10 protein-coding genes are annotated in these 16,959 nt (G+C 21.6%); 6 read left to right on the top strand and 4 right to left on the bottom strand.

The window, feature by feature from the left end:
- Positions 1-1,161: 1,161 nt before the first annotated feature.
- Together gyrB and dnaN are read right to left on the bottom strand one after the other, a co-directional pair.
- Positions 1,162-3,573 carry a DNA topoisomerase (ATP-hydrolyzing) subunit B gene (gyrB, locus tag WEOB_RS01505; RefSeq protein WP_281263786.1) on the bottom strand — a complete coding sequence of 804 codons (2,412 nt, stop codon included), beginning with the start codon at positions 3,571-3,573 and terminating at the stop codon, positions 1,162-1,164.
- Positions 3,574-4,197: 624 nt separating this feature from the next.
- Positions 4,198-5,307 (bottom strand): DNA polymerase III subunit beta, encoded by a 1,110-nt coding sequence (dnaN, locus tag WEOB_RS01500; RefSeq protein WP_281263785.1) that lies wholly within the window; start codon positions 5,305-5,307, stop codon positions 4,198-4,200.
- A 1,792-nt stretch (positions 5,308-7,099) separates the two neighbouring features.
- Here dnaN and rpmH point away from each other — a divergent pair.
- The 4 genes from rpmH to mnmE all read left to right on the top strand — a co-directional run bounded on the left by rpmH (position 7,100) and on the right by mnmE (position 10,923).
- A complete protein-coding gene (rpmH, locus tag WEOB_RS01495) occupies positions 7,100-7,243 on the top strand; it encodes a 50S ribosomal protein L34 (protein WP_281263784.1) in 144 nt (47 codons plus the stop codon).
- A 17-nt stretch (positions 7,244-7,260) separates the two neighbouring features.
- Complete coding sequence (gene rnpA, locus WEOB_RS01490; RefSeq protein WP_281263783.1) at positions 7,261-7,608, top strand: ribonuclease P protein component; 348 nt, start codon at positions 7,261-7,263, stop codon at positions 7,606-7,608.
- A gap of 220 nt (positions 7,609-7,828) precedes the next feature.
- Positions 7,829-9,478, top strand: coding sequence for a membrane protein insertase YidC (gene yidC / locus WEOB_RS01485; protein WP_281264077.1), 1,650 nt, complete (start codon positions 7,829-7,831; stop codon positions 9,476-9,478).
- 62 nt (positions 9,479-9,540) lie between these two features.
- Positions 9,541-10,923: a tRNA uridine-5-carboxymethylaminomethyl(34) synthesis GTPase MnmE gene (gene mnmE, locus WEOB_RS01480; protein WP_281263782.1), complete on the top strand. Its 1,383-nt coding sequence runs from the start codon at positions 9,541-9,543 to the stop codon at positions 10,921-10,923.
- Positions 10,924-11,255: 332 nt separating this feature from the next.
- On the opposite strand, the gene pth is transcribed toward mnmE, so the two are convergent.
- Together pth and WEOB_RS01470 are read right to left on the bottom strand one after the other, a co-directional pair.
- Positions 11,256-11,846 (bottom strand): aminoacyl-tRNA hydrolase, encoded by a 591-nt coding sequence (gene pth, locus WEOB_RS01475; protein ID WP_281263781.1) that lies wholly within the window; start codon positions 11,844-11,846, stop codon positions 11,256-11,258.
- Positions 11,847-12,205: 359 nt separating this feature from the next.
- Complete coding sequence (locus WEOB_RS01470) at positions 12,206-13,159, bottom strand: ribose-phosphate pyrophosphokinase (RefSeq protein ID WP_281263780.1); 954 nt, start codon at positions 13,157-13,159, stop codon at positions 12,206-12,208.
- Positions 13,160-13,781: 622 nt separating this feature from the next.
- On the opposite strand from WEOB_RS01470, the gene prfA reads away from it, so the two are divergent.
- Positions 13,782-14,837, top strand: coding sequence for a peptide chain release factor 1 (prfA, locus tag WEOB_RS01465; protein ID WP_281263779.1), 1,056 nt, complete (start codon positions 13,782-13,784; stop codon positions 14,835-14,837).
- A gap of 23 nt (positions 14,838-14,860) precedes the next feature.
- On the top strand, positions 14,861-15,718 hold the full coding sequence (gene prmC, locus WEOB_RS01460) for a peptide chain release factor N(5)-glutamine methyltransferase (RefSeq protein ID WP_281263778.1): 858 nt from the start codon (positions 14,861-14,863) through the stop codon (positions 15,716-15,718).
- The last annotated feature ends 1,241 nt before the right edge of the window (positions 15,719-16,959 follow it).

Here is a 16,959-nt window from a genome sequence, read left to right as displayed (position 1 = left end):
TGAAATTATATTCATGGGTTAAGAATTAATTTTTGGGATAAGGGTTTTATTTTTAATGATATTGATTTAGGAAATGATTTTATTAAAACAGATAAAATTTTTTGAAGAAAAAATAATAGTTGATATTTATTATAGATGATTTTGATTGTTTTAATTATGATTTAATAAATAGAAATTTTTTGAATAATTATTTATTATTTTAGGAATATATGTGTATATAAGTTTTATATTAATATATGTTAAATATTTAAATTTTTAAAATTACATTTTTATAGAAATTTTAAAATTACAAATAAAGTAATAAATTTTCACAGCGATATGCCAATATTTTATAATTTATTGAATGTATTTTTGTTTTTTGCTAATTTAAATTTAAAGTATTAGATATTTTTTTATGAATTATCAATAATTATTGTGATTGTTTTATTTTTATAAATAAATTTTTATTTTTTCGAAATTTTGTAGATAAGTAGTTTTTGAATGATTATTTATATTTTATATATTTACGTTATATAATCAGTTTTAGTGTTTTATTATTTAGTTTTGTTTAATTTTTATTAAAATGAAATTAGGTAAGTAGTATTTTGTCTATTTATTGAAAATTTAAATTTAATATTTAAAAATTTTTATATTTAATATTATTGAGAGTTTTAATGTAATTAGGTAATATTGAAATTTGTTTTAAATATATTATTGAATAATTTGAATATTATTAATACTAAAACTTTAATATGTTTATGAAATTTAAGTAAGCATTCGATTTTGATATGTAGTTTTTATTAAATTTTATGATAATAAAGTTTATATTATATAAAATATAAAAAAATCATTTTGGTTTTTATTTTTTATATGTGTTAATATCCGAAAATTAGCTTAATTATATAGTTTTAGTAAAATTTGGATTTTTGAAATATGAATGTTAAATATTATTTATTATGGGAAAATTTTGTAAAAAATTTTTCAAAATTGATTTTTTGACATAAAAAATTTTGTATAGTAAAATTTATGAAATGAGTATTGCGAGAAATTTATTTTTACATATCATAAAATACTAAATTATAAACAAAATAAATAATATATTATATTAAATAATTTTAGAAATAAAATTTAATATAGTACTTTTTAATAAAAATTAATTTTATGAGCTATTTTTAGGAATAATCAAAAATCTATATTTATGGCTTTCAGTGCATTTTTTTCAATAAAAGAACGTCTGGGAATTACTGAGTCTCCCATGAGTGTGCTAAAAAGTTTATCTGCCAAAATTGTATCATGTATTGTAACTTGAAGCATTTTACGAGTTTTAGGGTTCATAGTTGTTGACCATAGTTGTAAAGGATTCATTTCTCCCAATCCTTTATATCTCTGTATTTTTATTCTTTGTAGAGCACGCTTCATGATCCATGATATGGTTTCTTCAAAATTTTTAACGTATTGTGTATGTTCTTCTTGTTTAATATAAATTTTTTTTTTAATTAATTTATTAAATTTTTCACCTAATGTTGTTAATTTTTCGTATGTTGTACTTTGTAAAAAATGATAGTCTATTAAATGTTTTGTTTCTATGTTATTTGTTTTTATTTTGATTATTGGTTCAAATATTTTATATTTTTTGTTTTCTTTTAATTTATAGCTGCATTGATAATTTCTATTATTATTTATTTTTTCTGAAAATGATTTTAACCAATAAACAATTTTTTCTTTTGTTTTCATTTGTTTTTTATGTAATTTAATATGATACATTAAATTGTTTATCACAATTTTTGGAAATTTATATTTGATACAATTTGTTATTTTTTTTACTAAAAAATATTCAAAAATTAAATTTTTTAGTTGTTTTGTAGATAATATTGGATGAGAATTATTAGATTTGGAGTATATCTTAATATTACTTGTAGCTAATGAGATTTGATATTTTATCAAATCATTATCGTCTTTAATGAAATATTCTTTTTTTCCTTTTTTTATTTTATACAAAGGGGGAGATGCAATGAAAATATGTCCTCTTTTTATGATTTCTGGCATTTGACGATAAAAAAAAGTTAATAATAACGTTCGAATATGAGATCCGTCTACATCGGCATCTGTCATGATAATAATGCGATGATAACGTAATTTATTTGGATTATATTCATTTTTTCCAATTCCACATCCAAGAGCAGTAATTAAAGAAATTACTTCTTGTGAAGAGAGTATTTTATCAAGATGTGTTTTTTCTACATTTAAAATTTTTCCTTTCAGAGGCAAAACTGCTTGATTCTTTCGGTTTCTACCTTGTTTAGCCGACCCCCCCGCAGAATCTCCTTCAACAAGATATAATTCAGAAAATTCTGGATTTTGTTCTTGACAATCTGCTAGTTTTCCAGGAAGAGTATTGATTTCTAATATATTTTTTTTTCTTGTTACGTCTCTTGTTTTTTTTGCTATCTCTCTAGATCTAGCTGCGTTAATAATTTTATTAATTATAGGATTTGAATCTTGTGGATTCTCTAAAAGAAATTCTGCTAATTTTTCATTAACTAATGATTCTACTACAGATTTCACTTCAGAAGATATAAGTTTATCTTTTGTTTGTGAGGAAAATTTGGGTTCTAATATTTTTATTGAAATAATTGCAGTTAAACCTTCTCTAATATCATCTCCTAGAATATTTATTTTATTTTTTTTATTATATCCTTCCTTATCTACGTAAGAATTTATAGTTCTTGTCATAGCAGAACGAAATCCGGATAAATGAGTACCTCCATTGTTTTGAGGAATATTGTTAGTAAAGCAACGAATTTTTTCTTCAAAATTATTATTCCATTGTATAGCAATTTCTACATTAATATTCATTTTTTTAGTGGAAAAATGGAATATATTGGTATGAATCGGAGTATTATTTTTGTTTAAATATTGTACAAATGTTTTAATTCCTCCTTTACAATGAAATGTTTTATTTTGATTATTTCGTTGATCATTAAGAGTAATTATTATTCCTGAATTTAAAAATGATAATTCTCTGAATCGATTATTTAAAATGTCATATTGAAATTCTATGTTATTGGTAAATATAGAACAATCAGGCCAAAAACGTATAAATGTTCCAGTTTGATTAGTTTTTCCTACTATTTGTATTGGTTTATTAGGTATTCCATAAGAATAAGTTTGTTGATATATTTTTTTTTCTCGTTTTATTATTAGTTCTAATTTTTTCGATAAAGCATTTACTACTGATACTCCAACTCCATGCAAACCTCCTGATACTTGATATGAAGTTTTATCAAATTTTCCCCCTGCGTGCAAAATAGTCATAATTACTTCTGCAGCGGATATTCCTTCTTCATGAAGATCTGTTGGTATACCTCTTCCATCATCTTGAATAGATATAGAGTGATCATTATAAATGATAACTTTAATTTTTTTGCAATATCCTGATAAAGCTTCATCAATAGAATTGTCTATAATTTCAAAAACCATATGGTGTAAACCAGTTCCATCATCTGTATTTCCTATATACATGCCTGGTCGTTTTCGTACTGCATCTAAACCTTTAAGTATTTTAATATTTGAAGAAGTATAAGAGTTTGACATAAATTGGTTCCATATTTCGATATTTATATTTGTAGATTGTATTTTATGTAAATTTAATTATTTTAGAATAAAATATATATTTGTTTTATGTATATTTTTTATATTTTGTAAATAAAACTTATTTTTTATTCATTAAAGTAACGTTTTTAATTGAAAAATACATATATAATTATAACATTAAGAAATAAATTTTAAAAATTTTATTTATTTGTTATAATTTGAAAAGTTTATTTAATATATTATTTAATTTTGTATGGATTTAATAAGTTTATTATAAATTTTATTATATTTAAATAATTTGGATTTAATAGATAAAATAAAATTATGTTTTCATCATATGCGTAATATATAAATGTAATATTTATATAATTTTATGATAAGAATTATAAGGTAATTTAAATTATTACAAAACAAATTTTGTATCATAATAATGATTAAATATCATTAATTAATATAAATGAATTTTATTATAATAATTGGTGTTAAATTATTTAAATAATTTTAAAATACAGAATTTATTATATATTTATTTTATATTTATAAGTATTTTGGTTTTATTTTTTTATGTATTTTAGTGTATTATAATACTTTAATAGATTATATTTTGTGTTATTTTGATAGTGATTATAATTTCATTGGCATGACAATATAAAATGATTTTTTGTTTTCAGCATTTTCAATTTTAATACTAGAAATTTCATCTAATAAAAATATTTTTATATTTTTACATTTTAAAGTATTTAATATATCTAAAATATAATTTGCATTTAAACATATTTCTATATCTTTATTTTTGTAAGAAATATCTAGTGTTTCTTCAGCTTCTTCTTGATTTGAATTATTGGATGTAATTTTTAAAGTATTTTTTGTGATTTGCATTCTAATTCCTCGAAATTTTTCATTAGAAAGTATGGATACTCTAGAAATTGCTTCCTTTAAATCTACAGAATTCACTTTTAATGTAATATAATTGTTTTTTGGTAATATATTTCGGTAATTTGGAAAACATCCGTCAATTAATTTAGATGTAAAAATATAATTATTAGTAATAATTTTAATATTATTATTACCAATAGATAATTTAATAGGTTGTTTTTTGTTTTGTTTTAAGATACGAAATAATTCTATAACTCCTTTTCTTGGTATGATGATAGAAAAAGGTATAGATGTTTTTGTGTGAAATGATGATATACATATTGATAATCTGTGTCCATCTGTAGTTACAGATCGTATTTCATCATTTTTTATTTCTAGCAACATTCCGTTTAAATAATATCGAACATCTTGGTTTGCCATGGAAATTTTGGTTAGTTCAATTAGTTCTATTAGTATCTCTTCTGTTGGAAATAAAATTTGTATTAGTTTTTTTTCAGAATTAACAATTGGAAATTCAGAAACTGGAAGAGTTGAAAGAGAAAATCGACTTTTTTGTGATTGTATAAATATTTTTTCGTTTTTTTTCTTTATAAAAATCAAAGATTTTTTTGGAAGAGATCGACAAATATTAAAAAATTTCTTTGATGAAATGGTAACACTTCCTGGTTCATAATTTTTATATAATATAATTTTTGATATAACTTCTATTTCGAGATTTGCCCCAATTATTAATAGATAATTGTTTTTTATTTCTAATAGCAAATGATTTAAAATAGGTAAAGTGGAACGATTTAGAAACGCATTGCTAATTTGTTGTAGCGGATTCAAAAGTTTTTCTTTTTCAATAATAAATTTCATAGTTAGGAAATATTATTTGAATTAATGTTAAAAAGTTTTTGTATTATTATTTTTACATAATATTTGTATTTTTTACATATGTGTAATATTGTAGTGTAATTATATTTATTAAAAATATTATCAAGTTTTGAAAGACTTTGATCAGTGGATATTTTTTTATGAATATGTATTTATTTTTTAAAAAAACCGTTTTTTAGATTTATTATAAATAAATAGAATTTTTTACTTTATAGTATTTTCTATAATTTTATATTTATTAATGTTAATTTTATGTGTTTAATAATTTATGTAAGCTTTTTATAAATTTTATAGTAATGGAATTTTTGTGAATTTGTTGTAGCGTGCAGATATATAATTTAATATTTTTTTAATTTTTTTATATTATATTTTAAATCTTTAGTAATGAAAAATGTAATTTTTTTAGGTAAAATAATATTATTTTGGTTTTTTAAAATTGTATTTTGTTTTAAGTTTTAAAAATGCAATTTTTTGTCTAGTTTTATTTAAATCTTAATTTCAATTGTTTTTTTATTCTTTAATTTTTAAATATTTTTTGAATATTAAGATAATTAATTTACTTTTTAATTTAGCATATTAAAGGTAAGAAAAAATTTTTTGTGATTTTTTTGTTTGCAAAAATTTAATATTATTTAATAAGTAGAATATTTTGTAAATTTGTAGTATTCTTTAAATATGTTAAACGAAATTATTTTGTACTATTTTATTTATATTTTGAAAAGCGTTTAGAGATATACATATATTACTTGGGTATTTTGTTTTTTGCAATAATATCATTTTGTTATATGTAACAGATGGTTTACTTCTAGTTTTATATTTTCATGTAAAACAGTGTATCGTAATAATTTTCTGGATTTTTTATTATTTTTTATAGTGGTTAATGTTAATTTATTTGATTTTTCTACGATAAAATTAGTAAAACTATATTTATTAATAAATTATTGTGATTTTATGTTGTATAAAAGAAATTTAATTTTAATTGATAAATAAGATAATGGCTATTATTGTATTTTTGAAAAATAAATTTTTTTTATTTTGTTTTAAATAGTTATTGAATTTAAATTGTTGGTTTCTATTTTGAATGTTAAAATTGATGTGTCAGTTTTATAAAACTGGTTTAATAATGTATTAATATTAAAATGCTTTCGTACTCATTTTAATATAAAATGATTAGTTTCACAGATTTCTAAAATACTTTTGTACAGTCTGTTTGTAATAGTTTAATTTACATATTGAATTTTTGAGTGGATAATTTATACATAATTGTGTATTGTATTGTTTTTAAAGAGAAAGTTACCAAATAAGTTTCAGAGTTAAAATTTATAATATGAATAAATTTTATATAATGTAATTATGACAATGCTATTATTGTATATAATGTAAATTTTAGGTTTTAGTTGTAAAGTATTAATAAAATAGAATTAAATAATATTTAAATTATATATGCACTAAGGTGTGATATTTCTTTTTTGTATTTTGTACAAACATAAATAACATATGTAATATGTTTATTTAACTATTGGAAATTATGTTATTATATTTTATATGTTATTAGATAATATTTAGATATGACTCTTTAATTTTATCATATAAATTTCATAGATTTGATGCAAAAGAAATTATTTTAGTTTATATAGAATTTTGTTTTCATATAAATATGTATGTATTACATATTTATCGTAATGTTTATACATAAAAATTATCTCAAATGTATTTATTAAATTTATCGCAGGATATATCCATATTATTAATAAAATTTATAAGGTAAATAATAATGAAGCGAACTTTTCAGCCTTCTATATTAAAACGTAATCGTACTCATGGTTTTCGATTTAGAATGTCAACAAGGCATGGTCGTAGTATTTTATCTCGTAGAAGACGTAAAGGTAGGTATTATTTAACTGTATCTGCTAAATAAATTGTGATCATAAATTTATGAAATTTCTTTTTTCGCGAAAATATAGGTTATTGATGCGTAGTCAATTTTCTTATGTTTTGCAAAATCCTAATTGTTATAGAGGGTTATATTTTGTTATTTTAGGTCGAAATAACAAATTTTCGTATCCTAGAATTGGTTTAATAGTATCAAGTAAATATTTGAAAAAATCTTATCAAAGAAATTATATTAAAAGGTTAATACGAGAAAGTTTTCGTGTGCATAAAAATTTTTTGTTCTTTATGGATTTTGTAGTTATTTATAAAGCAAAATTGATAAATTTTAAAGAAAATTTTTTAAAAAAGGAATTACAAAGAATATGGTTTTTATTATATATTAGGCAATAAAACATATTAATTCTTACAAGTGTATTAATGTGAATTGTGTATATTAAATGTTTTAATAGATTTTAATATTTTGATATTTAAACATATATTTGTTGTATTAAATAATAATAATACGTGATTAAATATTATATATGATATTATTATATTAATAAAATTATTTTAAAAAATCATTAGATTGAAAAATTAGTATAACATAATTTTGTTATAGAGAATGCAGGAAATGGATTTACAGAGAAATATTTTGATCATTGCTTTATTAGTTATTTCGTTTATTATTTGGCAAGAATGGAAGAAAGATTGTTCTTTTTATAATTTTTCATCAGAAAAACAAATTAATTTATCTGATAATATAAATGATAATTTAAATAGTAATAATGATCTTATAAAAAATAAACAAGGAAAACTTATTACAATAAAAACTGATGTTTTGTCTATCATTATTAATACTCATGGAGGAGATATTGAACATGCTTTTCTTTTGACTTATCCAAAAAAAGTAAATTCATTTGATCCCTTTCATTTATTAAAAACTTCTTCTCATTTTGTATATCAAGTCCAAAGCGGATTGATTGGAAAAAACGGACCTGATAGTTTGTGTAGAAATGAGGGTCGTCCATTGTATTTTAGTGATAGGAATTATTATGCTTTAGAAGAACATGAGGATAAATTGTTTGTTCCGTTGATTTATATTTCTCAAGAAGGGATAGTATATAAAAAGATTTTCATTTTTTATCGAAATAGTTTTGTTTTAGAAATGTATTATGATATTGATAATTTAAGTGATTATTTAATAGAATTAGTTTTGTTTGGACAATTGAAACAGTCTATTTTATTTTCAAGTGAATATTGTGAAAATGATAGAAATTTTTCTTTGCATGCTTATCGAGGTGTAGCATATTCATCGTGTAATGATAAGTACAAAAAATATACTTTTGAAGATATTAAAAAAAATAATTTGTGTCTTAGTACAAAAAATGGTTGGATAGCTATGTTGCAGAAATATTTTGTGACAGCTTGGATACCAAATGGTTTTAATGAAAATGTTTTTTATACTAAATATTTACCAGAAACAGAACAAGCAATAGTTGGTTTTAGATCATCTCCTATTAAAATTTTTCCACACAGTAAATTTTATACTTCAAAATCTACATTATGGATTGGTCCTGAAATACAAGATGTAATGTCTAAAGTAGCTCCTTATTTAGATTTAACAGTGGATTATGGTTGGTTATGGTTTATTTCTCAGCCTTTATTGAAATTATTAAAATTTATTTATAAATATATAGGGAATTGGGGTTTTTCAATTATTATTATTACGTTTGTTTTGCGTGTCATCATGTATCCTTTAACTAAAATACAATATACTACAATAGCGAGAATGCGTATTTTGCAACCGAAATTAGCAAAAATACGTGAGATTTTTGATGGGAACAAACAACGCCAAAGTCAAGAGATGATATTGTTATATAAAAAAGAAAAAATAAATCCTTTAAATGGTTTTTTACCATTATTAATTCAAATGCCAATTTTTTTAGGTTTATATTATATGTTGTCTAATTCTATTGAATTACGTCATGCTTATTTTGTTTTATGGATATATGATTTATCTGAAAGAGATTCATATTATATTTTGCCAATTTTAATGGGATTAACTATGTTTGTTATTCAAAAATTATTTCCTTCTTCTTCTATTGTTGATCCAATACAAAAAAAAATTGCGATATTTATACCAATTTTGTTTACATTGTTTTTCTTATGGTTTCCTTCTGGTCTGGTTCTGTATTATATAATTAGTAATTTTGTAACAATTATTCAACAACAATTTATATATCGTTCTTTAAAAAAACAGGGTTTATATGTTCAAGATTAATTAATATTTTGAAAAATTTTGTTTTTTAAATTATGTATATTTTATGATTTTTCGGTGATATTATGAAATGCACAAAAAATTTTGATACTATTGCAGCAATTTCTACGCCTTTAGGATGCGGAGGAATAGGTGTTATACGTATTTCTGGTTCATTGGTGGTTCCTGTAATTATTCCTAAAATATTGAAAGAATCTCTTTTTCCTAACAAAGCAAAGTATTTATCTTTTTTTGATGAAAAAAAAAAAGTTTTAGATAAAGGTATAGCATTATTTTTTTCTTCTCCTTTTTCTTTTACAGGTGAGGATGTTTTAGAATTACAAGGACATGGCAATCCAGTGATATTAAACATTTTATTAAAACGAGTAATTTCGTTTCCTGGTGTGCGAATGGCACGTCCGGGGGAATTTTCTGAACGAGCTTTTTATAATAAAAAGTTGGATTTGATTCAAGCAGAAGCTATTTTTGATTTTATTAATGCTGATTCTGCTTATTCTGCTAGTTTAGCTATGTCTTCTATGCAAGGTACATTTTCAACTATTATTAATAAATTAGTGGAAGATTTAATTAAAATTAGAGTTTATATTGAAGGAATTTTAAATTTTCCAAATGAAAATTTTACTGGATTTTCTGAAGATATTATGAAATCACATTTAGACGATATTTTAGTCAAACTTGAAAAAGTATGTGTTGAAGCACATAAAAGTAATCGTTCTTATTCTGGGATGAATTTTGTTATTGTCGGGGAATCAAATGTTGGAAAATCTAGTTTATTAAATAAATTAATCAAAAAAGAAGTAGCTATTGTTTCTAAAATTGTGGGAACTACTCGTGATATTTTACGTTATAAAATTTATTTAAATGGAATATCTTTCAATATTATTGATACTGCTGGATTTAATGATAATGTTAAAAATGAAATAGAACGAATTGGTATACAACGTACTTTTTTTGAAATGAAAAATGCAGATCATATATTATTTATGATAGATGCTAAATTTGTTATATCGAATATTTCTGATATATCAAATATTGGTTTTTTTTCTCAAATTCCAAAAGAAATACCAACTACAATTATTCGTAATAAGTCAGATTTGGTCGGGGAATTTCCAAAAAAAAATAAAATAAGTCGCTATACTATAATTACTCTTTCTATTAAATTTGATCAAGGGATTTCTTTATTGCAAGAATATTTAATGCAATGTTGTATCAATAATAGTGTTGGAACAGAAGGGAAATTATTGGCTCGAGAAAGACATTTGAATGCTTTGTATTCTGCAAAAGATCATTTGATTAAGAGTAAAAAGTATTTTAGAGATAATTCATATAATGAGTTGGTTGCAGAAGAATTACGTTTAGCTCAAATAGCATTGGATGAAATTACGGGAAAATTTAGTTCAGATGATTTAATAAAAAAAATTTTTTCTACTTTTTGTATTGGTAAATAAAATTTTAAATTTTAATTTATAGAAATTTAATTTTTATCAAGATTTTTTGAACTTAAATTTAATATAATTTAATACAAGTTAATATTATAGATTTTGTCGAAAATTTATGAAATTTTATTTCAATTTTTAAAACTTATGTCTTAGTTATTAAAATATATTAAATAATTTTACTAAAGTTTTGTATATGAAAACTTAATCTTTATTGTAATAATTAATATTATTTATGTATTTATTAATATAAATGATTTATAGTATTGTTTTAAATTAAAAGTTATACATTCTGTATATTGTAGTTTTAACGAATATATTATTGATATAAATTTAGAGTTTATTTAAAAATTAAGAATTTGTTTTTTATGCAAATTATTCATTGCATGTGTAATATTTTTTTGAATAATTAAAATTTTTGTACACTGTATCGCTTTATTAATAGCCATATTAATAAGTTTTTTCTCGTTATCTGTTGGTTTATTGAGAACAAAATTTTTTGCTTTATTTTTTCCTGGATTTCCTATTCCTATACGTAGACGATAGAAATTTGCATGGTTTTTTAAAGCACTAATTATACTTTTTATTCCATTATGTCCATGGTGATCTCCACCCAATTTTATCCGAATATTTCCAGGGATAAGATTTAAATCATCATGTGCAATTAATATATCGTTTATGCTAATTTTATAAAAAGATGCTATATTTTTTACCGAATTTCCGCACAAATTCATAAAGGTGTTGGGTATTAATAATTTAACATATTTTTCATTTTTTAATTTGATGTTGCAGGTGTATCCGTGAAAAATTTTGTTTTTTTTAAAACACACTTGGTATTTTTGAGCTAATGATAAGACATACCAACTACCAACATTATGTCTAGTTTCTTTATATATTTTTCCTGGATTTCCTATTCCAACTATTAATTTAAACATATGGTTTTAATTATATTATTTTATGTTTAAGTGAAATTTTATGAATTTTATAGTAATTATAAAAATTTACATGTTTAAAATAGAAAAAGTTAATTCAATTGAATTTTAAATATTATCTTATATGTATAAAGTAGCATATTATTTCATTTATTATAAGTTTAGTAAATGGGATTTAATGTTTTCATAAATAAATTTTATGTGAATAAAGGGTTAAAATATTATTAAAATTAAATAAACTTTTGTGTATTCATTTTATTTTAAATAAAATCATTATTTTAATAAAAATTTATAAAGATTGAATTCATTTAAAATGATACTTTAATGTAATTAAGTAATATTTTATTAAGAGTTAAATATTATTAATATCCGTACCCAAACATAGAAGAAATAGATTCTTCATTGTTGATTCTTCGTATTGATTCCGCTAACATTCCTGATAAAGTTAAAATTCGAATGTTAGAAAGAGTTTTTATTTTTGAATTTAAAGGAATTGTATCACATATAACAACTTCATCAATGAATGAATGTTTTATATTTTTAAAAGCATTTCCAGAAAAAATTGGATGTGTAGCATAAGCAAATACTCTTTTAGCTCCATGTTTTTTTAAAGCTTGCGCCGCATTGCATAAAGTGCTTCCTGTATCAATCATATCATCTATTAATATACAATCTCTTTCTATTACATCTCCAATAATATGCATAATTTGTGATGTATTAGTTATGGGTCTTCTTTTATCGATAATAGCCATATCAGCATCATTAAATAATTTTGCAATAGCGCGAGCTCTTACTACTCCCCCAATATCTGGGGAAACGATAATTGGGTTTTCTAAATTTTTTTGTAACATATCTTCTAGTAAAATAGGACTGCTAAATACATTATCTACTGGTACATCAAAAAATCCTTGAATTTGTTCTGCGTGCAAATCAACGGTTAATACCCTATCAACACCTACGTTAGATAAAAAATCTGCTATTACTTTTGCGGTGATAGGAACACGTGAGGAACGAACTCGTCGATCTTGTCTTGCATATCCAAAATACGGAATTACTGCTGTAATTCTTCCAGCAGATGCTCTTCTTAATGCATCAATCATAACTACTAATTCCATCAAATTATTATTTGTAGGGGCACAAGTGGATTGGATTATGAAAATATCATCACCTCGAACATTTTCATTAATTTGCACATTTATCTCTCCATCGCTAAAACACCCAACAATAGCATTACTTAGGTTTGTATATAAACGTTTAGCGATATGTTTAGCTAAATTAGGTGTAGCATTACCAGAAAAAAGTTTTATATCAGACATAATAGAATCCTCAACTAATATATTGGTTAGATATATTCTAAATTCAATGTATATTAAATTCGAAGATAGTTTTATAAGTTTACTTTGTTTATATAAGAATACAAAATAATGTTTAGATTAATTAGTTTGTCATATTAAAACGAAATTAAATTAGAGAATTTTGCTATTTTAATTGTTAAAATTAAATATTTTGTAATTTTGTTCATAAAATATTATGTTTTAGTTTTGTAATAATTAAATAGTGCGATTTTTATTAAAAAATTATTTATAATAATTTTTATATATTTAATAATTTTTTTATGTGGATATTTTAATATGTTTATGTATAATATGTGTTTTATTTAGTAAATAATTCATATTTAATTGAATATTTTTGATTAGCTTATTTAATGAATATGTAAATATATATGGTAATGTGTATGTAGAATGTTTTATAGGTTATTTTTATGTAACTTAAAATTTAAAACATTAATTTTTGTAATTTTGAATTTTATAAATTAACATATTAATGTTCATTTATATATTTGACATTGTTTATAATAACAAAATAATTTAAGTATTATTTATACTTTTATAATTTTATAAAAGTTTTCGTTTTTCTAATTATTTAAAATATAATATTATGGATAAATTAATGTTTTCTAAATTAGAAATGTTAAAAAAACGTTACAAAGAAATAGAAATTTCTTTTAGTAATCCAGATGTTATGTGTGATTCAAAAAAAATTCAAATATTATCTAAGGAATACGCAAAACTCAATAAAATAATGTTGTGTTTTCAATCATGGAATCAATGTCAAAAAGATATCGTTGATGCAAAGAAAATGTTGTTTGATTCAGAATTGCGTGATTCTGTTGTAGAAATATTGGAAGAATTTTATGAAAATAGAAAAATATTAGAAGAAAAATTGTGTTTTTTTTTATCATTACGAAATTCTAAAGTAAAATATGGTTGTTTTTTAGAAATTCGTGCCGCATCAGGGGGAAAAGAAGCAGCTTTGTTTGCAAATACGTTGTTTAGAATGTATAGTCGTTTTTCATATATCAGAGGTTGGAAAATAGAAATGCTTAGCAATACATGCGGAGAAGGAGGTGGATACAAAGAGGTTGTTGCTAGAATTTCTGATAAAGGTTCATATGATTTATTGCAATTTGAATCTGGGGGGCATAGGGTGCAGAGAATTCCTGATACTGAATCGCAAGGTCGTATTCATAGTTCATCTTGCACGGTTGCGGTTATACCAGAAATTCCATGCAAATTGGCAAAAAAAATTCACCTTAATGATCTACGTGTTGATACATTTCGTTCTTCAGGAGCAGGAGGACAACATGTTAATACTACTGATTCAGCAATTCGTATTACTCATTTGCCTACAGGAATTGTAGTGGAATGTCAAGATGAACGTTCTCAGCATAAAAATAAAGCTAAAGCATTATCGATGCTTTCTTCAAAGTTGTACGCTAAGGAAAAAAATCGTATTAAACGAGAAGAATCTATAAAAAGGAAAAATCTTATAGGGACAGGAGATCGGTCAGATCGAATTCGAACCTATAATTTTCCCAAAAAAAGAATTACTGATCATAGGTTAGGCCTTACTTTGTATTGTCTTGAAAAAATTATCGAAGGAAAATTAGAAACTTTAATTTATCCTATGATACAGAAAAAAAAATTTGGTTAATTATTCTTGTATTTATAAATTTTATGAATTGGTATCAATGGGTAAAGAATTCTTATATAAGATTAAATAAAAGTTTTAAAAATACTTATTTTACTACAAATACTATAATGCGCGATGTTGAAAAATTATTGTGTTATGTGGTGGGAGTAAGTCGAGAAAAGTTTTTTGCATTTTCAGAAACATTATTGACGCGTGAACAATTTTCTAAATTAGAAATTTTATTATGCAGAAGAGAGCAAGGAGAGCCTATAGCTTATCTTATTGGTGAACAAGAATTTTGGTCTTTAAATTTATTAGTATCTCGTGATACGTTTATACCAAGATGTGATACTGAATGTTTAGTTACACATGTTTTAAAAGTAATTAGTTCAGATAATGCTAAAATATTAGATTTAGGAACAGGCACTGGTGCAATTTCGTTAGCATTAGCTATAGAGAAGCCTATGTGGGAAATTACAGCAATTGATTATAATTTGAAAGCATTGTTAATTGCAAAAAAAAATGCTGCAAAATTTGGGATAAAAAATATTAATTTTTTTTGTAGTAGATGGTTTGAATCTTTGCATTCTCATAAATTATACGATTTAATTGTTAGTAATCCTCCTTATATTTCTATAAGAGAATTTTATTTATTACACAAAGAACTTTTTTTTGAGCCTCGTACTTCTTTAATATCTGCTAAAAATGGAACAGCCGATTTAGAAGAGATATGTTTTTTATCTAAATATTATCTTGTATCTGGAGGTTGGTTAATATTAGAACATGGATATAAACAAGGTTATATAGTACGGTCTTTGTTATCTCGTGCTATGTTCAAATGTATTTTAACTATCAAGGATTACGGGAATAATGAACGAGTAACACAAGGAAGATGGATATAATTTAGTTTATAAAAATTTTATTTAATTTTATAACATATGTTATTTATTATATTTCAATTAATAATGAAAATTAATAAAATAATATAAATAAGTGAAATTTGTATCTTTTCGTGTATTTTATTCTTTTTGTTAGAAAATTTATTTTTTGATTATTATATATTTTTTTTGATTGGAATTAATTATTTTTTATAGTTATATGTGTGATTATTGAATACAATTTAATATTTAAAATTATATTTTATTAGTTTTTATTTTAATAAATTTTATTTGTAAAATAAATTATTGATTTGTTTTTATTATATTTACCGTAATATGCAAAATAGTAATTATTTTGTTTTTATTGCATATTTATTTTGTATTATTGAATATGTAATGTATAAAAATGAGACAGATAAATTTTAAGAAGATTTTTATCTTATATTAAATGATATATACTGTTACAGTAAGTTTGTATATTTTTAATATTGTATTAGATTTTTAAAAATTTTATTTTATATTATAAGAAATGTATATATGTTAATCAGTTTTTAAATACTTTATTAATTATGATGTTTTATTTGTATTTTGTATTATTTAAATATTGTAGCAATATTTTATATATATAAATGTATTATATATGAATGTATTTTAAAATATTTATTATTAATTTTAATGTTATTGCGAAATATATTATGATAATTTTATGTGTTTTAAATGTTTGTGAAATTTGTTATGAAATTAAAAAATCATTTTAAGTAAATTTATTTGAATATTAGGTTTTACTGAATACTTCAATAATTAAATTATGTTTATGTATTTATTTTTATTTTTTATAAATATAAATTGTATTGTAAAATATGTTATTTATTATTTTTTAATGATAACATGTAAATTTTATTATTTAGTATAAATAATTAAAATATATAATATTGAAAGTGTTTTTTATTTTATTGTTTATAATACTAGTTTACATAAAATATAACAAATATTAAATTATGTTTGTTTAATTTGATAAATTTTAGAATATAATTGGTTTATATTATATTTATTACGTTATTTATAATTTATATATGTAAATCAATAAAATAATCATTTCATATTGTGATATTTTTGAAAAAATACTTATTATTTAAAGTAAATAAAATATTTACTTTAAATAAAATTATTTATGTAATTAATTTGAATACAAAAATAAATTTTAATAATTTAAATTCTCATTATATGTTTTGCATAAATAATTGTATTTGTATAAAAATAATCAT

Origin of the sequence: Candidatus Westeberhardia cardiocondylae (assembly GCA_001242845.1) — a bacterium.
GTDB classification, from domain to species: Bacteria; Pseudomonadota; Gammaproteobacteria; order Enterobacterales; family Enterobacteriaceae; genus Westeberhardia; species Westeberhardia cardiocondylae.
The sequence above is the reverse complement of the archived record's forward strand: the minus strand, read 5'-3'. Positions and strand labels throughout refer to the sequence as shown.